The sequence below is a fragment of the Pseudomonas onubensis genome (assembly GCF_965653655.1).
Taxonomy (GTDB): Bacteria; Pseudomonadota; Gammaproteobacteria; order Pseudomonadales; family Pseudomonadaceae; genus Aquipseudomonas.
In genome coordinates this window covers 1-18,676 of sequence record NZ_CBFHAZ010000020.1, presented here as the reverse complement: position 1 = coordinate 18,676, position 18,676 = coordinate 1, and the positions used below count along the sequence as shown (strand labels likewise).

Below are 18,676 nucleotides of genomic sequence, written 5' to 3'. Positions count from 1 at the left end.
CGTGGGAACGATCAACAGGCCCCGGCATGAAAGTCGAACCCCGCCCGTTAATTCCCAGTGATGTGCGCAGCGCGCCCATCGAAGCCATTCGCCCGGTTAATTCACGCCAGGCCACTGCCTTCGAGGCGGTGCTCAAGACCCGCAAGACCCAGACCCGCCGCTCGCTGCGCAGCGACCTCGAAGCCCTCACCAGCGCCGCCGGGGTGGACTCCCTGCTGTTCGGCAGCGCCCGTTCCCTGGAGCTGTTGGAGCATGTGATGGAGCACATTCTGCCGAGCCTGGACGCCGAGCCCGCGATCAAGGCGCTGGCCCATGACCTGATCAGCGAAGAGATCGAGATGCGCCGCAACCTCGAACAGCAGCGCTCTGAGGTGCATGACTGATGGCCCGCGACAACGAGGACGCCGTGCAATTGCTCAAGGGCATAGGCGAGCTGTACCGGCGCAATGGCCAGTCCCAGCGCGCCCTGGTGATGTTGCTGATTGCTGTCAGCGTCGCGCCCCACGACCGCGTACTGTTGCGCGCGCTGGTCTTGGCGTTCACCGACAGTGGCGATGTCACGCGGGCACTCGGTGCCCTCGACCGCCTGGTGGCGCTGGAAGGCGAGTCCGCCAGCCTGTTGCTGCTGCGCGCGCGTGCGTTGTGGTACGGCGAGCACAAGGACGAAGCGCGCCAGTGCTTCAAACGCTACTTAGCCGCACGCAGGGCCAACCCATGAGCCTGCTCAATCGCCTGAACAACGTGGCGCGCATGGCCGCGCAGCGCACCGACGTGATCATCGTCGCGTTCATGCTGATGGCGATTGTGATGATGATCATCCCGCTGCCCACCTACCTGGTGGACATGCTGATCGGCCTCAATATTGCCCTGAGCATCCTGATCCTGATCGTGGCCTTCTACATCGGCCACTCCGTGGAGTTCTCTGCGCTGCCGCCGCTGATTCTGCTCAGCACCTTGTTTCGTTTGTCGCTGTCGATTACCACCACGCGCCTGATTTTGCTGCACGGTGACGCAGGGCATATCGTCAAGGCGTTCGGTGACTTCGTGATCGCCGGGCAAGTGGTAGTCGGCATGGTGGTGTTCCTGATCATCACCGTGGCGCAGTTTGTGGTGATCACCAAGGGCGCCGAGCGCGTCGCGGAGGTGGCGGCGCGTTTCACCCTGGACGCCATGCCCGGCAAGCAGATGAGCATCGACAACGACCTGCGCAATGGCGATATCGACCAGGCCGAAGCCCGCCGTCGGCGCTCGCGCCTGGAGCGCGAAAGCCAGATGTTCGGCGCAATGGACGGCGCGATGAAGTTTGTCAAAGGCGACGCCATCGCAGGGCTGGTGATCCTCGCGGTCAACCTGCTGGGCGGCATGCTGATCGGCATGCTCGAACGCGACATGCCGTTCGGCGTGGCGGTGCACACCTATTCGCTGCTGACCGTGGGTGACGGCCTGATCGCGCAGATCCCGGCGCTGCTGATTTCGGTGGCGGCGGGCACCGTCGTGACGCGCGTCAACAGCGACGGCGAGGCCGGCGACCTGGGCAGCGAGATCATCAAGCAACTGGGCGCCAGCTACCGCGCACTGGGCCTGACGGCGTTGATCATGCTCGGCGTGAGCCTGTTGCCGGGCTTCCCGACCTGGGTATTCATTGGCTTGTCCGTGGCCTTTGGCGGTGCAGCCTTGCTGATGTATCGCCGCCACACCCGTCAACCCCAGGCTGAACTCGAAGCGCTGGTCGAGGAAGCTCCGGCGGTGGTCGAGGTTCAGGCTGAACTGGATGACAACCTGTTACCCGACAGCCGTGTGCTGCTGACCCTTGGCAGCGGCGTATCCCAAAGTGCACCGCGCCAGCTGCTGCGCCAGCGTGTCGAGGCGCTGTGTCACGACATTCGCACCGAGCTTGGCGTGGACGTGCCGGTGCCAGGCATCTACATGGAAGCCAAGGCCACGCCGGGCAGTTTTCGCGTGTCGCTGGAAGGCGTGCCGGTGAGTGAGGGCGAACTGCCGATCAACTGCCTGTTGTTGCAGGACGACCCGGTGCATGTGCAGTTGCTCGATATCGCCACCGTGCAAGCCGATTCGCCGCTCAATGGCCGCACTGCGCACTGGATCGAACGTCAGCACGAAGACGCGTTGCGCAATGCCGGCATCGGCTTTTTGCTGCCTGACGAAGTGCTGCGCGGTGTGCTCGAACGCAGCCTGCGCCGCTATGCCGCGGACTTTCTCGGCATCCAGGAAACCCGCCTGTTGCTCGAACGCACCGAAGCCACTTACGGCGAGCTGGTCAAAGAGGCCCTGCGCCTGGTGCCGCTGCAACGCGTGGCCGAAACCCTGCGCTTATTGGTCGGCGAAGGCGTGTCGATTCGCAACCAGCGCGCCTTGCTCGAAGCCATGGTGGAGTGGGGCGCGCGTGAAACCGACGCCGGGCGCCTGGCTGAGCATTTGCGTGCCGCGCTGGCGCGCCAGATCAGTCATCAATACGCCGACCGTAACCGGGTGATCGGCGCACTGGTATTGGCGCCGGGCCTGGAAGACCAGCTGCGTGCGTCCTTGCGTCGCCAGGAGCCGCAGCGTGAGTTGATCCCCGAAGAAGTCAGCCGCGCCTTGCTCGCGCAACTGCGTCAGGCCTGCGAGAACACCCGTGAGGCCAACAGCGCCGTGTTGCTGGTGCACCCGGAACTGCGCCGCAGTTTGCGCCGGCTGGTGCTGCGCGGCGAGTTGGAGCTGGCGGTGCTGTCGTTCCGCGAGTTGGCCACCGAGTACAACCTGCAAGCGCTGGTGACCATCAGCCTCACCGATATTTCCAATCGCCGCGCGCCTGCTGCGGCTTCCGTCACTCCCCTGGCGTCTGCCTCATGATGCGTTTTTGTGTGTTGTTGCTCGCTTTGATCGCGTGTGCCAGTCAGGCTCAGGAAATTGGCCGAGGCGTTGGCGGCTCGATCAACCTGGCGTCCGGTGAAGGGCGCATTCTGCATTTCGTTGCGCCGGTGGATTCGGTGCTGGTGGCCGAACCGAATGTGGCCGACCTGCAAGTGGTGTCGCCCGGCACGATCTATATCTTCGGCAAGGCGCCGGGCAACACCAGCCTGATCGCCCTGGGCAACGACGGCAAACAACTGGCCAGCCTGACGCTTTCGGTCAGCAGTGACAGCCAGGCAGTGACCACGCCGATGCAGACGCTGCACCCCGGCAATGGCGCGCAGATCAGCGGCGCAGGCAACCGCCTGATCGCCAAGGGCACGCTCGGTTCGGTGGCCGAGGCCACCGACCTCAATGCGCTGCTCAACCCTCAGGGCCAAGGCTTCCAGAGCGCGATCAACACCACCGAATATGCCGGTGCCGCCCAGGTGAACCTGCGGGTGCGCTTTGCCGAAGTGTCGCGTTCCGAGCTGCTGCACTACGGCGTGAACTGGAACGCGATGTTCAATAACGGCACGTTTTCCTTCGGCCTGATCACGGGTGGCCCATTGGCGGCGGCGACGGCCGGTGGCTTGGCGACAGCGGGCACCGGCTCCGGCAATGTGAATATCGACGGCATGCTCGATGCGCTCCAGGCCAATGGCATCTTGCAGATTCTGGCCGAGCCGAACATCACCGCCATGACCGGCCAGACCGCGAGCTTTCTCGCCGGTGGCGAAGTGGCGATTCCGGTGCCGGTCAACCGTGACCTGGTGGGCATCGAATACAAATCCTTCGGCGTGTCGCTGCTGTTCAACCCGACCTTGCTGCCTAACGGGCGCATCGCCCTGCAAGTGCGCCCGGAAGTCAGCAGCGTGGTCAGCGGCGGTACGGTGGATTTCGGCAACTTCCATGTGCCGTCCTTCAGCGTGCGCCGCGCCGACACGCGGGTGGAAGTCGGCAGTGGGCAGACGTTCGCCATTGCCGGGCTGTTCCAGCGTGAGAGCAGCCAGGACATCGAGAAGCTGCCATTGCTGGGCGACCTGCCGATCCTCGGCAATCTGTTTCGCTCCAAGCGCTTCCAACGCAATGAAACCGAACTGGTGATCCTGATTACGCCGTACCTGGTTGAGCCGGTGCGCGGTCGCGGTCTTGCCACGCCCCTGGACGCCTTACCAACGACCGCCGCAGCCAGCGGACCGCGCAGCGGTGGGGCGTTCGGCTTTTACATGAATTGATGAGGGGGCCTGCCATGACTGCTTTGCGTGTGTTGATGCTGTTGCCCTTGGCGCTGATGGGCTGCAAGACCCATTTGGCGCCGACGTATTACTCGCCCGAGTACCGCGCCGATGGCTTGCCGAGCCAGTGCCAGCAGCCAGCGGCCAAGGATGAGATTGGGTTGGATGAAGACTTCAAGCCGACCTTGCCGTTGGGATGTGCGAACAACTTGAATTTGATGCAGATGGTCGAGCGCAAGCAGGATCTGACTCAGGGCCGCGCTACCGGGCCAGCGATGGCCGCGCCGGTAGGCCGGGCGGCGCAGGTGTATATCGAAGGGTTTGATCGTGAGCAGTTGCAGCGGCGCAAGGATCAGCAGGAAGCCAAGGCCGGCGCTGCAGGAGGCCAGCAATGAGGCCCCAATGTGGGAGCGGGCTTGCTCGCGAAAGCGGCCTCATGGTCGACCACTACCCAACTGAAGCTACCCGGTCTAACTGTGGGAGCTGGCTTGTCGGATCGCCGCACCGCTGCGATAGCGGTGAGTCGGCGTACATATCCGTTGTTGTAGTAACGGCCACTTATGGTTCCGCTCTTACAGCGGCTCACTTTTGGAAAGACCCAAAAGTAAGCAAAAGGTCTTCGCCCCACCACTCGGCACCTCGCTTAGGCTCGGTGTGCCCGAACACAGGTATTCCTCCGCGGGCCGCCGCGACGGGCCATCCATGGCCCGGCGCGGCTAAACCGGCATCCCTGCCGGTTTACCCGCTCCGTAATACCTGTGTTCGGCCAGCGTGGTTAACGGGGCGACTCAGATCAACATCAAAAGCAGATCAAAAGCGGGTTGGTCGCGTATCAGCGCGGGTCTACCAACCCCAGCTCCTTGGCTTGCGCCACCGGATCACTGATGGCCTTGATGCGCTTGGCCTCGGTCACCAACCGTGCCCGCTCAGCCGCCGGAATATCATCCAGCGGCAGGCCGGCGATCTTTTGTTCATACCCCGCCAACACCATCACCAGCAGCTCATTGCGCTGATGCCGTGGCAAGGCGCGGGGCGATTGGGTGACGGGGGCGATGGTGTCCAGCGCCTGTTGCGATTGCCCACCCAGTGCATAAGCCAGGGCCAGGTTGCAGCGGCTGTCGAGGTTGTCGGGTTGCAGGCTGAGGCTTTGGGCGAAGGCGGTTTGTGCGGCGACGGCCTGGCCGTTCAAGACCTGTGCGATGCCCAGGCGTGTGTAGGCGGCCGGCAGGTGGTTGATCTCGGCGGCCTGGCCCAGCGCCGTGACGGCGCGTTGGGTCTTGCCCAGTTGCAACTGCGCGGTGCCCAGGCCGAGCAGCGCGTCGGCGTTGCGGGCGTCCAGGCCCAGGGCTTGCTGGAAGGCGCGCTCGGCGCCCAGCGCGTCCTTGGCGTCGAGCCTGGCCTGGCCGAGCTTGAGCCACAGGTCGATGCCGGCGCCGGGTTGCTGGGTGGCGCGCTCGTACAGCGCAGCCGCGCTGGCGTAGTCGCCGCGCTTGCTCAGGTCGTTAGCCAGTTGCAGGGACTTGTCGGAATCGGTCGCAGGTTTGCTGGAGCAGGCAGCCAACAGCAGGGTACTGGCAAGCAGGAAATTCTTGGTCATCGTCACAACTCGTCGGGCGAAGGCGCAGGCCATGTAAGCATATTTTTGATGGCCATCCTATGCCTGTTCGGCGCCAGTTTTGCTCACGCCGCCGAAGCGCCCGAATGGTTTTCCAAACCCTATGCCTACGTGCTGGTCGACCAGGATGTGCGCGGCGCACTGGAAGAGTTCGGCCACAACCTCGACATCCCCGTGGTGCTCTCGGACAAGGTGCGCGGCAAGGCTCGCAGCACGATTCGTGCGGCCACCGCCGGTGAGTTCCTGCAAACCCTGTGCAGCACCAACGGCCTGACCTGGTACTTCGACGGCAACCTTCTGTACCTCAACGCCAACGATGAGATCGGCACAAAACTGTTCAAGGCCAGCGCACTGAACCTCGACCAGTTGCAGGCTTACCTCGACACCCTCGATGTGTTCGGCCAGCAGCTGTCGATGCGCAACGGCCCCGAGGGCGATGAAGTGTTCGTGTCCGGGCCGCCGCCGTACCTGGCGCTGGTGCAACAGCATGTCGATCACCTGCAACCCCAGGCCGTGGCCGCCCCGGTGGCGCGCGAGCGCGGTGTGCGGGTGTTTCGCGGCGCGCAAGTCAGTACCGAAACCCCAACCCAGTAAAGGAGCAGCACCATGTCCGTAACGGCCGTAGACAGCAACCTCGCCCCCGGTGGCGCCAGCCCTGAAGCCAAGTTCAATGCCGCGGTGGATAACGCCAAGGCCGCCGACAAGCCGGCGGACACCTCGGACGCCGACGACGCCAAATTCAACGATGCGTTGATCACCCAGGCCGTCACCATCGGCGGCCAGTTCATCATCATGCCGAAGATGCAGGAACTGCTGAACGACGCCATGTCCGATGACGACGACGAGTAGGGAGCCCCTATGACTATCAGTCTCGCCGCCGGCGCCACGGCCTTGCCGCCGTCCGCCGGAGCGGGGCCCGCCGGGGCCTCGCAGAACCTGTTCGAACACATGGCCAACACCGCCAAGGGCATGCCCGAAGGCGCCAGCCCACATCAGATCGGCTCAGGTTTGATGGAGCGCATGAACAGCTTTATCGACCGTTCGCGGGCGTTTTCCGAGCGCGCGGATTTGCTCACCAACAACCCCTCGGCGCCGCCGCCCGCGCAGGCTGAAATCCGCACGGCGAGTGCTTCGCCCCAGGCTGAGCCGGGTAAAAAGGTCGGCGAGCAGCAGGTCGACCAAATCGTCCACTCCCTGGGCAAGATGTTCGACTACTCCATCGAAACCCAGATGGTGGTGCGCGGTGCAACGCAGATCTCCGGTTCCGCCAACACGCTGCTCAAGGGTCAATAACGCCATGCCAAGCCCAAACCGCGCCCTGCGCCTGTTGCTGATCGGCCTGCTGGCCAGTCTGTTGCAAGCGTGCAACACAGACCTCTATACCAACCTCAGCGAGCGCGATGCCAACGCCATGGTCGCGGTGCTGCTGCGCGGTGGTATCCCGGCGGAACGCAAGGCCCAGGACAACGGCCAGCTCAAAGTGGTGGTCGACGAGGAGCGCTTCGCCGAAGCCATGACCTTGCTCGACAACGCCGGCCTGCCGCAACAGAGCTTTTCCAATATGGGCCAAGTGTTCAAGGGCAATGGCCTGGTGTCGTCGCCAGTGCAGGAGCGCGCGCAGATGATCTATGCGCTGAGCGAGGAACTCTCGCACTCGGTGTCGCAGATCGACGGCATCGTCGCCGCGCGCGTGCACGTGGTGCTGCCCGACAACGACCTGCTCAAACGCGTGATTTCACCGTCGTCGGCCTCGGTGCTGGTGCGCTATGACCCAGGCACCGACATCAACACGCTGATCCCGCAGATCAAGACCCTGGTGGCTAACGGCATTTCCGGGCTGAGCTACGAAGGCGTGTCGGTCACGGCGATCAAGGCGGCTGTCGCCATCAGCCAGAACCCGGCACAACCCCGGCTGGCGCGCTTTATGGGCTTGTGGATGCTCGAAGACAACGTGCCTCAGGCGCGTTTCATGTTCGGCACTTTATTGCTGATCGCGCTCGGCGCCCTTGGTGTATTGGCCCGCCAGCAGTGGGCGCGGCGCCAGTCCCAGGCGCTGTATGTGCTCAAGGAGGGTGAATGAGTTTGTTCGAACGCTGGCAGGGGCTGATCGCCGAGCCTTTGCAGTTTGTGCGCGGGCCGAGCCTGGGCGCGTGTTTTGCTGCCGAGCTGCCGGATGAGGTGTTGCAGGCCATGCAGGCCCAGGCGCGTTTTCGCCCGCGCCTGGAGCAGTTGCTGGTCAAGCATTATCAGTTGGCGCCGATCGAGCAATTGGTTACGCCGTTGGCGGCTGACCTGCCGGTGTTGCTGCTGTCGCCCGCGCAATTTGCGCGCCTGTCGAGGTTATGCGGGGCTATCTGGCACGGCGCAACCTTGAGCCGTGAGATCCGCCGCGAGGTGGTCAATGAACTGCGTGAAGGCCTCGGCGCCGAGGTGTTTGTTGCCGCCCTGGCCCTGCGCCAACTCGGTGGCGCGGCGGATCTGCTGCGTGAACCGGCCGAGTTGATCGAAGCCATCGACCGTGACGGCCATGGTTGTGTCGCCGCCTGGCTGCAGGCCCAGCACGCCGACTGGCAAGGCTGGCTGCGTTTGCGTTTTGACTTCCCCCAGGGCTACAGCGCGCGCGTGCCGCGTGACCTGGAAATCGTCCAGGCCGCTGCTGCGTACCTGCTGGCCGAGGACATCGCCCCATGAGTGAACTACCGAGCCGTCCTGCTGCGCGCATCTTGCGTGCCGACGAAGCCGCGTTGTGGACCGAGGGTTTTGCCTTCCTGCAAGCGGCCAAAAACCAGGCCGAACAGATCAGGGCCGACAGCGACCAATGGCTGCAAGCCGCCCGCGCCGAAGGCTTTGAAAGCGCCCGGCAAGCTGGCGCCGAGCAGGTTGCGCAATTACTGGTGCAGACCCAATCCCAGGTGCAGCACTACCTGAGCAGCCTGGAGACTTCGCTGGCCGACTTGGCGTTGGGCATCGTGCGTGAAGTGCTGGGCGAATTGGACAACGCTGAGCGTGTCGTGCGCTGCACCCGCCAAGCCTTGAGCGCGTTTCGCCAGGACCAGGCGCTGACCCTGTGGGTGCCACCCGCCGAGGTCGACGCATTGCGCCAGCGCCTCAAGCTCGAAGGGGTGGCACTTGCAGTGGCCGCCGATGAACAGCTGAGCGCTGGCCAGGCGCGCCTCAGCAGCCCGGCCGGCTCGGTGGAACTGGGCCTGGACGCGCAATTGCAAACCCTGCGCCGCAGCCTGCTGCCTTTTGCCGAAGAAGGTGTGGCATGAACCTGGAGCAGTTGCTGCCACGCCTGACTGAGCGCCTGGCCCAGGCACGCCCGCGACCGATGCACGGCACTGTGCTGAGCATTCGCGGCGTGCTGCTGCGCGCCAGCGTGGCCGGGGCGAGCATTGGCGAGCTGTGCCAATTGCGTGACCCCGGCAGCAGCCGCAGCTTGAGTGCCGAGGTCATTGGTTTTGATGGTGACGAGGCGATTCTGTCGCCCATCGGCTCGATGGAAGGGTTGTCGACCCGCACGCAGATCACCGCCACCGGTGAAACCCTCGGCGTGGCGGTCGGTGATGCGCAGTTGGGGCGGGTGATCAGCCCCATGGGCGATTTCCTCGACGGCGACGGCCTGCCACCGACCTTGGCCTTGCAGAGTTATCCGTTGCACGCCGAGCCTCCGGCACCGTTTTCGCGGCAGTTAATCGTGCGCTCCATGGCCTTGGGCATCCGCTCCATCGACGGCTTGCTGACCCTGGCCCAGGGCCAACGCATGGGCATTTTTGGCGAGCCTGGCGTGGGCAAATCGTCGCTGCTCGCCAGCATTATCCGCAACAGCGAAGCCGATGTGATTGTGATCGGCCTGATCGGCGAGCGGGGCAGGGAGGTGCGCGAGTTGCTCGACGTGCAACTCGATGCCCAGGCGCGTGCGCGCACGGTGGCGGTGGTCGCCACCTCGGATCGCCCGGCAGCCGAGCGTGTGCGGGCCGCGTTTGTCGCCACCACCCTGGCCGAATACCACCGCGACCAAGGCCGCAATGTATTGCTGCTGATGGACAGCCTCACGCGTTTTGCCCGCGCCCAGCGCGAAATCGGCCTGGCCGTGGGCGAGCCGCCGACCCGACGCGGTTACCCGCCGTCATTCTTCTCGGCGTTGCCGCGCCTGCTTGAACGCGCCGGCCCCGGCCCTACCGGCAGCATTACCGCGCTGTACACCGTGCTCACCGAAGGCGACGCGGCCAGCGACCCGGTGGCCGAAGAAGCACGTTCGATCCTCGACGGGCATATCGCCCTGAGCGCCGAATTGGCCCAGCGCAATTACTTCCCGGCGGTGGACGTGCTGCGCAGTCGCAGCCGCTTGATGGAGCAGGTCGCCGGTGAGGAACACAAACGCCTGGCCATGCGCATCCGCGAGCTGATGGCGCGCTACGGCGAGATCGAAATGCTGATCCGCGTGGGCGAATACTCCGCTGGCAGCGACCCGCTGGCGGATGAAGCCATTGCACGCCACGCCGCCATCGAAGCCTTTTTGCGCCAGAACGCCGGTGAACCCAGCAATCTGGAACAGACCCTGATGCGCATGCGCCAGGTGTTGGCATGAACAACGCAATGGAGATACACGCAAAACCCTGTGGGAGCTGGCTTGCCTGCGATGGCGGTGGGTCAGCCAGCCCTTTTGTGATTGATACACCGCTATCGCAGGCAAGCCAGCTCCCACAGTGGATCTTCGTTGATCTGAAAGCGGTGGTTGCCGGCATTAGAAAGGAGAACGCCCAATGAAAACCGACCAACTTCGCACCCTGCAAACCTTGCGGGTGCTGCGCGAACAACGCGCCGCCAGCCAACTGGCCGCACAGCAACAGCGCTGCGAGCAGACCCATGGCGTGTTGACCGATGCCAAGGAGCAACTGCGCCTGCACCGTGAGGCGATTGCCGAGGAAGCCCGTCAGGTGTACGCCTCGCTCACCGAGGGCCTTTCGGTGGCCAGTTGGCAGGCAGCCCAGGACCGTTTGCGCGGGCTGTCGGATGACCAGCAACAGCTGGAAAACGACGTGACCCACGTGTCCACCACCCTGCAAAGCCAGGAGCGTGAGCGCGACCTGTTCCGCCAGGAACGCCTGAGCCGCCAGCGCCAATCCGATGCCTGGCAGAGCCTGCTGGAGGGGCGCGAAAGTGATGAGCGCCGGGTCGGTGAACTGCGCGACGAAGGCACCGGCACATGATCGCAGCCCTTGCCGATCCGCTGTCGCCCTGGTTGACGCACTACGACCCGGCCTTGCTGGCGCTGCATAACCAACTGCATCGGCGGCGCCACGCCTGGCAGGGCCGTTGCGCCGGGCAAGACCTGCGCGTGAGCTGGGCCGCTGAACCGCAGCCGCTTGATGCGGCACGCGAAGTGCTGCTGTTGCTCGGTCGCGCGCCGGTGCGCCTGCGGCTGTCGGCGGCGGCATTGGAACAAGTGTTGGTGCCGCTGGCGTTGCAGTTTGATGTGCAGCTGCTGCCGGCGCTGCCGCGTGCATTGCTGCTGGAACTGGCGGTACTGGACCTGATCGAGCGTCTCGAACCGCTGCTGGCCCAGCCGCTGCAATTGCTCGAAGCGCCGCAAGACCAACAGCCTTATGCGCTGCACCTGGCGCTGGCATTGACCTTCGGCAACCAGCCCACCATGCACGCGCAACTGGACCTGAGCGAAGGCGCCGCCGTGCTGTTGGCGCAGTTGCTGGATCAACACGCGCAGCTTGAACCGGACCCATTGCCCGACCTGCGCCAGACCCTGGCCGTGGTGGCCGGGCAGCAGCACTTGAGCCTCGGAGAGCTGCGCAGTTTGCGCCCCGGCGATGTGCTGATGCTCGAACCCGGCCCGGGTTTGCTGCTGGAGCTGGCGGGCCGTTTGCAGGCCCGCTGCCAATACCAGGGTGAAGTCTTGCGCTTGCAGGAAGCCTTGCAAGCGCCTCTTTTGCACATGGAGAACACGATGACTGACGTTGATGCGGCTGCGGCCCTGGATGATCTACCGCTCAAACTGGTGTGCCAGGTCGGCAGCCTGGAGCTGACCCTGGCGCAATTGCGTGAATTGGGCGCCGGCAGCTTGTTGCAGCTCAATACACCTGGCGTGGACAGCGTTGATCTGATGGTCAACGGGCGCCGCGTCGGCCAGGGCCAACTGGTGAAAATCGGTGACGGCCTGGGTGTGCGCCTGCTGAGTTTTGCCACCCCATGACCGGTTATCAACCCAACCTGATCGAGATCATCCTGGTTGTTGCGACGATCGGGTTGATCCCGTTGGCGGTGGTGACACTCACCGGTTTCATGAAGATCTCGGTGGTGTTGTTCCTGATCCGCAATGCCCTCGGGGTGCAACAGACCCCGCCGAACCTGGTGCTGTACGGCATCGCGCTGATCCTGTCGGTGTACGTGACCACGCCGTTGATTGGCGACATGTACCGGCAAGTGGAGGGCCGCGACCTCAACATCGAACATGTGGAGCAACTCAAGGACCTGGGCGATGCACTGCGCCCGCCGTTGCAGGCGCACTTGAAGCGTTTTGCGAACGAGTCCGAGCGCGGCTTTTTTGTGCAGGCCACCGAGACCATCTGGTCGCCGGAGGCGCGGGCCGACCTGCGCGATGATGACCTGGTGGTGTTGATTCCGGCGTTCGTCAGTTCGGAGCTGACGCGGGCCTTCGAGATCGGCTTTTTACTCTATATCCCGTTCCTGGTCGTGGACTTGTTGGTGTCCAACGTGCTGATGGCGATGGGCATGTCGATGGTTTCGCCGAACCTGATTTCGATTCCGCTGAAGATCTTTTTATTCGTGTCCTTGAGCGGCTGGTCGCGCTTGATGCACGGTTTGATTCTAAGTTACGGCTGAGGCGCGACCCATGGGCCAGGATGTTTTCCTGTCATTGATGAAACAGGCACTGATGACCGTGCTGATGCTCTCGGCGCCGGCGCTGGGTGTGGCGATTATCGTGGGTTTGAGCGTGGGGCTGTTCCAGGCGCTGACGCAGATTCAGGACCAGACCCTGCCGCAGGTGGTGAAGCTGGTGGCGGTACTGCTGACCATCGTGTTTCTCGGCCCGGTATTGGCCGGGCAAGTCGCGGAACTGGGTGGCCAGGTGCTGGACAACTTCCCGATGTGGACGCGCTGACCGCCCATGGATGCCAGCCTGACCGCGCAGTTCCTGGAAGTCGCCTACCCGGTAATCAGTTCGGCCTCGCTCGCCGCCTGCCGGGCCATGGGCGTGGTGGTGATCACCCCGGCATTCAACCGCCTGGGCCTCACCGGCATGATTCGCGGCTGTGTGGCCGTGGCGATTTCCATCCCGATGTTCTTTCCGGTGTTCGATGCGCTGACCCACATGCCCGAACACGGCAGCGTGTTTATCGCCGGCTTGCTGATCAAGGAGTTCTTGATCGGGATCCTTATCGGCTTGCTGTTCGGCATTCCGTTCTGGGCGGCGGAAGTGGCGGGGGAGTTGGTCGACCTGCAACGCGGCTCGACCATGGCGCAACTGGTGGACCCGCTGTCCACCGGGGAATCGAGCGTGATGTCAACCTTGCTCACGGTGATGCTGATCACGCTGTTCTTTATGTCCGGCGGTTTTATCCTGATGGTCGACGGCTACTACCACAGCTATCAGTTATGGCCGGTCACTTCGTTTACCCCAGTGTTTGCAAGCTCCGCGTTGCTGGCGGTGCTGTCGATCCTCGACCAGATCATGCGGGTTGGCGTGCTGATGGTCTCGCCGTTGCTGATCGCGTTGCTGGTCACCGACTTGATGCTCGCGTACCTGTCGCGGATGGCGCCGAACCTGCATATTTTCGATTTGTCGTTGCCGGTGAAAAACCTGTTTTTCTCGATCCTGATGGTGATTTACATCGGCTTTTTGATCCCGCTGATGCTCGACCAACTGGCCGAGTTCCGTGGCACCGTCGAGCTGCTTAAAACCCTGGCGGGCATGGAGTAGCCCATGGCCGATACCAGCGAAGAGAAATCCCAGCCGGCCACGGACAAAAAGCTCAGCGACGCGCGCAAGAAAGGCCAGGTCGCCAAGAGCCAGGACCTGGTGTCGGGCATGGTCATTCTGTTCTGCACCCTGTGCATCTCGATCCTGGCGCCACGGGCCATGGCCCAGGTGACGGCGCTGATCGACCTGACCGCGCAGATCTATATCGAACCGTTTGCCACGGTGTGGCCACGGGTGCTGGACCATGCCGAGCAGTTGATCATCGGTATTACTTTGCCGGTGATGGCGGTGACCACCGGTGTGGTGATCCTGACCAATGTCATCACCATGCGCGGCTTTGTGTTTTCGGTGGACCCGATCAAGCCCGAGTTCAAACGCATCAACCCGGCGGAGGGCATGAAGAAGATCTTTGCGCTGCGCAACCTGGTGGAATTCATCAAAGGCCTGGTCAAGGTGCATGTGTTGGCGATTGCCTTCTATGTGGTCGGCAAGCATGCGCTGCAGGCGCTGATGGAGTCTTCGCGCTGTGGCGCCGAATGCATGGAATCGACGTTTTTCCTGGTGCTCAAACCGCTGGTATTTACCGTGCTGTGCGCCTTTATCACCGTGGGCGCGGTGGACGTGCTGATGCAGCGCTGGCTGTTCGGCCGCGACATGAAAATGACCCGCAGCGAAACCAAACGCGAACGCAAGGACATCGACGGCGACCCGCTGATCAAGAGCGAGCGCCGGCGCCAGCGCAATGAAATGCAGGCGTTGGCGACCAAACTGGGGTTGGGCCGAGCGTCGATGATGATCGGCACTACCGATGGCTGGGTGATTGGCGTGCGGTATGTGCGCGGTGAAACGCCGGTGCCAGTGATTGTGTGCCGGGCGGCGCCGGAGGAGGCGTTGCTGATGTTGCAGGAGGCTTACGATTTAGGCATCCCGCATGCGCCGGACCGGGCCTTGGCGGCCGAGATTGCGCGCAGAACCGTACCCGGCGACCCGGTGCCGGATGCTTCATTCCAGGCCGTGGCGGATTGGCTGGTCGCGGCCCGCCTGATCTGATCGCTGATCGTTCTGATCGTTCCCACGCTCTGCGTGGGAACGCCTCCTGTGACGCTCCGCGTCACGATTGCACGGGTGGACGCGGAGCGTCCTGGGCTGCATTCCCACGCAGAGCGTGGGAACGATCATCAGGGGGTCAGCCGTTGTCTACATCGTGATACTCACCGCCATAGCCATCACCCACCCGCCAGATGATGTCGTGGTTGTCATTGGTCCACTCCGACGGTTTGAGCGAGTACTTGAAGTCCTCTGACCTGCGGTTATTGCCGTCGCCGATATAGTCCGCATGGTCACGCTGGTGATCGCCGCCGTGAATGGTTGCACGGGCATCCCATTCGCCCTTGCGGAAGTCGAAAATACTCTGGTCCTGCGGCGCATCGCGCTGGCCCCAGTCGGACAGGTACGTCTGCAGCCACACATAGGCTTCATCGCCATTGGGCTTGAGCAGGCCGTCCTGTTTGAAGTCCTGGATCTGGTCCCAGTTCTGCATCGAGATCTTGTGCAGCTTGTGGGTCTGGATGGTGCTCAGAATCGCGCCGACAAATGACAGCGCCCCTGAGATCAGGAAACCTACCGGCCCCAGGAAAGGAATAATGCGCCCGGTCACGCCGAGCGTCGTCAGCACACCGCCGCCAGCGGCCACCAGGCTGCTGACACCGCCGGCCATGGACAGTGAGCCGGAGGCAATTTTGATCGGGTCTTTTTCGCGCACACCATCACGCAAGGTGAAGGCCGCCTGTACCACGCTGATCACGCCGCCTGCGACGTCGGTGGCCATGCCGATGACCTTGATGGCACTGCTGGCAAACTTGGCGCCAAACCCGGCGCCGGCCACGCCGCCACGGCTGGCGATGCCTTTTTCAATGCCTTCCTGCACGTGCTTGGCGCCTTCATCGCTCCAGCCGCCGCTGTTGAGCACCTTGCCCACGTCCTTGCCGTCGTCCATGGCCTGGTCAACGATGTCGAAGTACTTCTTCTGGATCGCCTCGGCGTCTTTGGGCAAGGCGTGGTAACCCTCGCCGGGCTTGGCCCACAGGTCGGGCAGGGAACGGTCAAAACCCATGAGTTTGTAGGCGTTGGTGCCGCGTAACTTGTCATAGACCTTCAGGCCCAAGGTGGCGAAGTGCGAGCCGGTGCCAAGGAAACCGAGGAAATCGTTGGCGATGCCCAGGCGCTTCATCGGCGTGTCGGCCAGCTTGCCGCCCTGGCCGGCGAGTTGGTAGACGATGCGGCCCATGCCGATGGCGCCACCGACCGAGCCCAGTACGCCATTGTCCTTGAGGAAGGTCAGGTTCTTCACAAACGAGCTGCGGTTGGCTTCGCTGAGGCTCGGCATGATTTCCTTGCTGACCGCGTGCTCGATATCGCTGAAGCTGATCACGCCGTTTTTTTGCCAGGTGTCGCCCAGCGAGACCATCGCCTTGCCGAAGTCGGCGGCGGCGCCCTTGTCCTTGAGCAACTGGTCGACGAACTTGGAATACACCCCCAGCGCCTGGCGTGGCAGGCCGTCGGCGCTGCCCTTGAGCATCGACAGGATGGCCATGGTGTTGTCGGTGGTGGCGAGTGCGGTGTTGTCGTCGCTGATTTTGCTCGGGTCATCCATCAGCTTTTCAACGGAATCGGTATAGCCGTCGATCTGCAGGTTTTGCAGGAAGTTATCGGCTTTGGCCGGGTCCATATCCGCCAGGGCGGTGTAGGCGGTCTGGATTTCCTGGGTGGCCAGCTCGGTCTTGCCGTCGTCTTGCAGGGCTTTGATGTACTTGGTGAAGTTTTCTGACGAGGTGCTGTCGACCAGCTTCTGGTGGACCTCATCGACCTTGGCCTGGCCACCGTCGACCTTGCCCAGCGCGGCGTCGTGGTTGGCCTTGATATCGGCCTGAATGGTCGAGTCGCCGAGCAGCTCGCTGATGCTCTTGTCGATGGCCTTGGTGTCCAGGATGTTGTCGCGCACATCCCGGGAAGTCACGTCTATCGGCGGGGTGGCGGTGCCCTGGTTGGTGAAACCGTGCTCGGGAATAATCGACATGCCGTTGTCGGCCATGCTTTTGGCCTCCACGGCACGCAGGAACTTGGCGCGTGGGTCGTCCTTGCCGATGCTGCCGTCCTTGACTCCGGCGCGGTAGCTGTCCACCAGGGTTTTCATCGACAGGTCCTGCACCGACAGCGGGTTGCCGCTTTCATCTTTTTCGGTAGTGGCGAGGCTGTCGACGGAAACGTCCTTGAGCGGCGGCAGGCCGTTGTCGGCGCGCAGCTTGTCGACATCGGTGGTCTGCTGCGCGATGTCGGTGCGGTAGCCGGAGATTTGCTCGAACATCTGCGGGTTGGTGTCTTCACTCACCACGATTTTCTCTTCGGCACCGCCCGGTTTGTGCTGGGTGAACGCGATCAGGCCGGGGCCGTAATCGCCGACGCCACCGACGCTCATGATGTCTTCGGTGGAGGCCAGGTAGGCGTCTGGGCCGGCGAGGCTGTAGCCGTCGCCCTTGGCTTTTTCGATCCCGGCCAGGCTCTGGCCCTTGCTGGCGTAGGCGGCGAAGGCTTCGGGAGTGATGTCCTTGGACACCACCAGTAGTTTGCCGTCGGCCTGGTTGACCACCAGGATACCGTCCATGGGCACGTCGACTTTGCTGATGTCGGTGAGCTTGAGGCTGGCTTCGTCCTTGCGTAGCAGTTCCTGGCCGGGCAGGGACTGGGCGTTCTTGATGTAGTCGAACGCTTGCGAGCCTTCGCTGGCGTGCACGGCATGCAGGAAGTTGTAGAAACTGGTGCCGGCATTCGGGCTGGGGTTACTGAGATCGGCGCCGGGCTGCGGCAGAGCGGCCTCGGACTGGCTGATCATGTATTTCTTGCCTTGGTGTTCGAACAGAATGACCCCGGATTTCGGGTCTTCGGACACGACCTTGAGCTGACTGAAATCCAGGTCGCCGGGCAGGCTGGTGACTTCTTCATAACCTTTGGATTTGCCATCGTTGAGGGCTTGTTTGGTCACGCCGGCGCTGGTGTAGCTGGCGAAGGCTTGCGGCGTGAGTGCCTCGGCTATCACCAGGGTCTGGCCGTTTTCCAGGCTGACGTTGACCACGCCGTTGTGGGCTTCGCCGACTGATTTGATATTGGCCAGGCGCACGCCAGGGTCGTCTTCGCGCAGCAGTTGCTGGTCGGGGTTGCTCAGGGCTTCGCGGATGGCTTTGCCGGCGGGCGTGCCTTGGGTTTCGGCGAGGGTGTGCAGCAGCTCGTACAGGGGCGTGCCTGCGTCTGGGCCACCTTGGTTGACCGGCGCTACGGCGTGACCGAAGTGCAGGCCTTTGAGGGTGTCGAAGCCTTCCTGAACCTTTTCCGCGTTTTCGCGGGTGATCTTGAGTTTGCTGCCGTTTTGTTCGAAGTAGATGACGCCGGTGTCTTTGTCTTCCGAGATTATCTTGAGGGTGTCGATGTCGAGCTTGGCGGGCAGGGCGGTGACGTCCTTGTAGTCCTCGGGTTTGATTTCGCTGGGGGTTTTCAAGCTTTCGCCGGGGTGAGCGGCGAGCACTTTGGGCTTGAAGGTTTTATCGCCTGACCCGGCGGCCGCCATGGTTCTGGCTTGGTTGAGCAGCGCGTTGAAGACATGTTCCGGTGCCTGGGGTTGCGCTACGCGTGGAACGGCGGGTTTCTCGGGTCGGTTGATCATTATTGTTCAGTCCATGTGAAGGGGGGGCGCCAGGACTGGATAGTAGGCGGTGGGGCAGCGTGAAAAAGTGATATGTGATGAGATCGCACAAGCTTTCACAGGTGTGAAATAGAACCGTACTCGATCAAAGGTGGGAGCTCATCTTCAGTGCATGCAAATCCGCAGCCGACCTCATATTCAAAACCGCATGCGGTCAACTGTGGGAGCGGGCTTGCTCGCGAATGCGGTGGGTCAGTAACAGATGAATTGACTGACAC

At 63.0% G+C, this 18,676-nt stretch carries 20 protein-coding genes; 18 read left to right on the top strand and 2 right to left on the bottom strand.

Translation table 11 applies throughout. The features are described 5' to 3' along the window. Window positions 1-26: 26 nt before the first annotated feature. The 5 genes from ACTD9P_RS09525 to ACTD9P_RS09505 are packed head-to-tail and all read left to right on the top strand — an operon-like array spanning window position 27 to window position 4,525. A complete protein-coding gene (locus tag ACTD9P_RS09525; protein ID WP_438867528.1) occupies window positions 27-383 on the top strand; it encodes a hypothetical protein in 357 nt (118 codons plus the stop codon). Continuing rightward, window positions 383-718 (top strand): tetratricopeptide repeat protein, encoded by a 336-nt coding sequence (locus ACTD9P_RS09520; RefSeq protein WP_438867527.1) that lies wholly within the window; start codon window positions 383-385, stop codon window positions 716-718. Before ACTD9P_RS09525 ends, ACTD9P_RS09520 begins: the two co-directional genes overlap by 1 nt. Continuing rightward, window positions 715-2,853 (top strand): type III secretion system export apparatus subunit SctV, encoded by a 2,139-nt coding sequence (gene sctV, locus ACTD9P_RS09515; RefSeq protein ID WP_438867526.1) that lies wholly within the window; start codon window positions 715-717, stop codon window positions 2,851-2,853. Before ACTD9P_RS09520 ends, sctV begins: the two co-directional genes overlap by 4 nt. Continuing rightward, window positions 2,850-4,130, top strand: coding sequence for a type II and III secretion system protein family protein (locus ACTD9P_RS09510; protein ID WP_438867525.1), 1,281 nt, complete (start codon window positions 2,850-2,852; stop codon window positions 4,128-4,130). The genes sctV and ACTD9P_RS09510 overlap by 4 nt, the downstream gene beginning before the upstream one ends. Window positions 4,131-4,144: 14 nt before the next feature. After that, complete coding sequence (locus ACTD9P_RS09505; RefSeq protein ID WP_200434286.1) at window positions 4,145-4,525, top strand: hypothetical protein; 381 nt, start codon at window positions 4,145-4,147, stop codon at window positions 4,523-4,525. 437 nt (window positions 4,526-4,962) lie between these two features. On the opposite strand, the gene ACTD9P_RS09500 is transcribed toward ACTD9P_RS09505, so the two are convergent. Further along, window positions 4,963-5,727 carry a tetratricopeptide repeat protein gene (locus ACTD9P_RS09500; protein WP_438867524.1) on the bottom strand — a complete coding sequence of 255 codons (765 nt, stop codon included), beginning with the start codon at window positions 5,725-5,727 and terminating at the stop codon, window positions 4,963-4,965. A 48-nt stretch (window positions 5,728-5,775) separates the two neighbouring features. Between ACTD9P_RS09500 and ACTD9P_RS09495 the strand changes: the two genes are divergently transcribed. From ACTD9P_RS09495 to ACTD9P_RS09435, 13 genes are all read left to right on the top strand, one after another. Then, window positions 5,776-6,339, top strand: coding sequence for a type III secretion protein (locus ACTD9P_RS09495; RefSeq protein WP_438867523.1), 564 nt, complete (start codon window positions 5,776-5,778; stop codon window positions 6,337-6,339). Window positions 6,340-6,351: 12 nt separating this feature from the next. Further along, on the top strand, window positions 6,352-6,594 hold the full coding sequence (locus ACTD9P_RS09490; protein WP_017137572.1) for a hypothetical protein: 243 nt from the start codon (window positions 6,352-6,354) through the stop codon (window positions 6,592-6,594). Between the two features lie 9 nt (window positions 6,595-6,603). Continuing rightward, on the top strand, window positions 6,604-7,038 hold the full coding sequence (locus ACTD9P_RS09485; protein WP_438867522.1) for a hypothetical protein: 435 nt from the start codon (window positions 6,604-6,606) through the stop codon (window positions 7,036-7,038). 4 nt (window positions 7,039-7,042) lie between these two features. Beyond that, the gene (sctJ, locus tag ACTD9P_RS09480; protein WP_138814913.1) at window positions 7,043-7,825 is read left to right on the top strand and encodes a type III secretion system inner membrane ring lipoprotein SctJ; all 783 of its coding nucleotides are present in this window, start codon (window positions 7,043-7,045) and stop codon (window positions 7,823-7,825) included. Then, on the top strand, window positions 7,822-8,436 hold the full coding sequence (locus ACTD9P_RS09475) for a type III secretion protein (protein WP_438867521.1): 615 nt from the start codon (window positions 7,822-7,824) through the stop codon (window positions 8,434-8,436). Before sctJ ends, ACTD9P_RS09475 begins: the two co-directional genes overlap by 4 nt. Beyond that, the gene (sctL, locus tag ACTD9P_RS09470) at window positions 8,433-9,017 is read left to right on the top strand and encodes a type III secretion system stator protein SctL (RefSeq protein WP_438867520.1); all 585 of its coding nucleotides are present in this window, start codon (window positions 8,433-8,435) and stop codon (window positions 9,015-9,017) included. Before ACTD9P_RS09475 ends, sctL begins: the two co-directional genes overlap by 4 nt. Continuing rightward, entirely contained in the window at window positions 9,014-10,336 is a 1,323-nt protein-coding gene (locus ACTD9P_RS09465) for a FliI/YscN family ATPase (protein WP_438867519.1), read from the top strand. The genes sctL and ACTD9P_RS09465 overlap by 4 nt, the downstream gene beginning before the upstream one ends. 175 nt (window positions 10,337-10,511) lie before the next feature. Further along, window positions 10,512-10,958 carry a hypothetical protein gene (locus tag ACTD9P_RS09460; protein ID WP_438867518.1) on the top strand — a complete coding sequence of 149 codons (447 nt, stop codon included), beginning with the start codon at window positions 10,512-10,514 and terminating at the stop codon, window positions 10,956-10,958. Next, window positions 10,955-11,956: a type III secretion system cytoplasmic ring protein SctQ gene (sctQ, locus tag ACTD9P_RS09455; RefSeq protein WP_438867517.1), complete on the top strand. Its 1,002-nt coding sequence runs from the start codon at window positions 10,955-10,957 to the stop codon at window positions 11,954-11,956. Before ACTD9P_RS09460 ends, sctQ begins: the two co-directional genes overlap by 4 nt. Further along, on the top strand, window positions 11,953-12,606 hold the full coding sequence (sctR, locus tag ACTD9P_RS09450; RefSeq protein ID WP_017137580.1) for a type III secretion system export apparatus subunit SctR: 654 nt from the start codon (window positions 11,953-11,955) through the stop codon (window positions 12,604-12,606). The genes sctQ and sctR overlap by 4 nt, the downstream gene beginning before the upstream one ends. Before the next feature lie 10 nt (window positions 12,607-12,616). Then, the gene (locus tag ACTD9P_RS09445) at window positions 12,617-12,886 is read left to right on the top strand and encodes an EscS/YscS/HrcS family type III secretion system export apparatus protein (protein WP_016969171.1); all 270 of its coding nucleotides are present in this window, start codon (window positions 12,617-12,619) and stop codon (window positions 12,884-12,886) included. A gap of 6 nt (window positions 12,887-12,892) precedes the next feature. After that, window positions 12,893-13,705 carry a type III secretion system export apparatus subunit SctT gene (gene sctT / locus ACTD9P_RS09440; RefSeq protein ID WP_438867516.1) on the top strand — a complete coding sequence of 271 codons (813 nt, stop codon included), beginning with the start codon at window positions 12,893-12,895 and terminating at the stop codon, window positions 13,703-13,705. Window positions 13,706-13,708: 3 nt separating this feature from the next. Then, window positions 13,709-14,755 carry an EscU/YscU/HrcU family type III secretion system export apparatus switch protein gene (locus ACTD9P_RS09435; RefSeq protein ID WP_438867515.1) on the top strand — a complete coding sequence of 349 codons (1,047 nt, stop codon included), beginning with the start codon at window positions 13,709-13,711 and terminating at the stop codon, window positions 14,753-14,755. Window positions 14,756-14,891: 136 nt separating this feature from the next. On the opposite strand, the gene ACTD9P_RS09430 is transcribed toward ACTD9P_RS09435, so the two are convergent. After that, complete coding sequence (locus ACTD9P_RS09430) at window positions 14,892-18,419, bottom strand: hypothetical protein (protein ID WP_438867514.1); 3,528 nt, start codon at window positions 18,417-18,419, stop codon at window positions 14,892-14,894. Window positions 18,420-18,676 lie beyond the last annotated feature (257 nt).

Bases quoted from the DNA above. Each gene is read 5' to 3' on its own strand.
- ACTD9P_RS09525 (WP_438867528.1), top strand. From the start codon at position 27: ATGAAAGTCGAACCCCGCCCGTTAATTCCCAGTGATGTGCGCAGCGCG.
- ACTD9P_RS09520 (WP_438867527.1), top strand. From the start codon at position 383: ATGGCCCGCGACAACGAGGACGCCGTGCAATTGCTCAAGGGCATAGGC.
- sctV (WP_438867526.1), top strand. From the start codon at position 715: ATGAGCCTGCTCAATCGCCTGAACAACGTGGCGCGCATGGCCGCGCAG.
- ACTD9P_RS09510 (WP_438867525.1), top strand. From the start codon at position 2,850: ATGATGCGTTTTTGTGTGTTGTTGCTCGCTTTGATCGCGTGTGCCAGT.
- ACTD9P_RS09505 (WP_200434286.1), top strand. From the start codon at position 4,145: ATGACTGCTTTGCGTGTGTTGATGCTGTTGCCCTTGGCGCTGATGGGC.
- ACTD9P_RS09500 (WP_438867524.1), bottom strand. From the start codon at position 5,727: ATGACCAAGAATTTCCTGCTTGCCAGTACCCTGCTGTTGGCTGCCTGC.
- ACTD9P_RS09495 (WP_438867523.1), top strand. From the start codon at position 5,776: ATGGCCATCCTATGCCTGTTCGGCGCCAGTTTTGCTCACGCCGCCGAA.
- ACTD9P_RS09490 (WP_017137572.1), top strand. From the start codon at position 6,352: ATGTCCGTAACGGCCGTAGACAGCAACCTCGCCCCCGGTGGCGCCAGC.
- ACTD9P_RS09485 (WP_438867522.1), top strand. From the start codon at position 6,604: ATGACTATCAGTCTCGCCGCCGGCGCCACGGCCTTGCCGCCGTCCGCC.
- sctJ (WP_138814913.1), top strand. From the start codon at position 7,043: ATGCCAAGCCCAAACCGCGCCCTGCGCCTGTTGCTGATCGGCCTGCTG.
- ACTD9P_RS09475 (WP_438867521.1), top strand. From the start codon at position 7,822: ATGAGTTTGTTCGAACGCTGGCAGGGGCTGATCGCCGAGCCTTTGCAG.
- sctL (WP_438867520.1), top strand. From the start codon at position 8,433: ATGAGTGAACTACCGAGCCGTCCTGCTGCGCGCATCTTGCGTGCCGAC.
- ACTD9P_RS09465 (WP_438867519.1), top strand. From the start codon at position 9,014: ATGAACCTGGAGCAGTTGCTGCCACGCCTGACTGAGCGCCTGGCCCAG.
- ACTD9P_RS09460 (WP_438867518.1), top strand. From the start codon at position 10,512: ATGAAAACCGACCAACTTCGCACCCTGCAAACCTTGCGGGTGCTGCGC.
- sctQ (WP_438867517.1), top strand. From the start codon at position 10,955: ATGATCGCAGCCCTTGCCGATCCGCTGTCGCCCTGGTTGACGCACTAC.
- sctR (WP_017137580.1), top strand. From the start codon at position 11,953: ATGACCGGTTATCAACCCAACCTGATCGAGATCATCCTGGTTGTTGCG.
- ACTD9P_RS09445 (WP_016969171.1), top strand. From the start codon at position 12,617: ATGGGCCAGGATGTTTTCCTGTCATTGATGAAACAGGCACTGATGACC.
- sctT (WP_438867516.1), top strand. From the start codon at position 12,893: ATGGATGCCAGCCTGACCGCGCAGTTCCTGGAAGTCGCCTACCCGGTA.
- ACTD9P_RS09435 (WP_438867515.1), top strand. From the start codon at position 13,709: ATGGCCGATACCAGCGAAGAGAAATCCCAGCCGGCCACGGACAAAAAG.
- ACTD9P_RS09430 (WP_438867514.1), bottom strand. From the start codon at position 18,419: ATGATCAACCGACCCGAGAAACCCGCCGTTCCACGCGTAGCGCAACCC.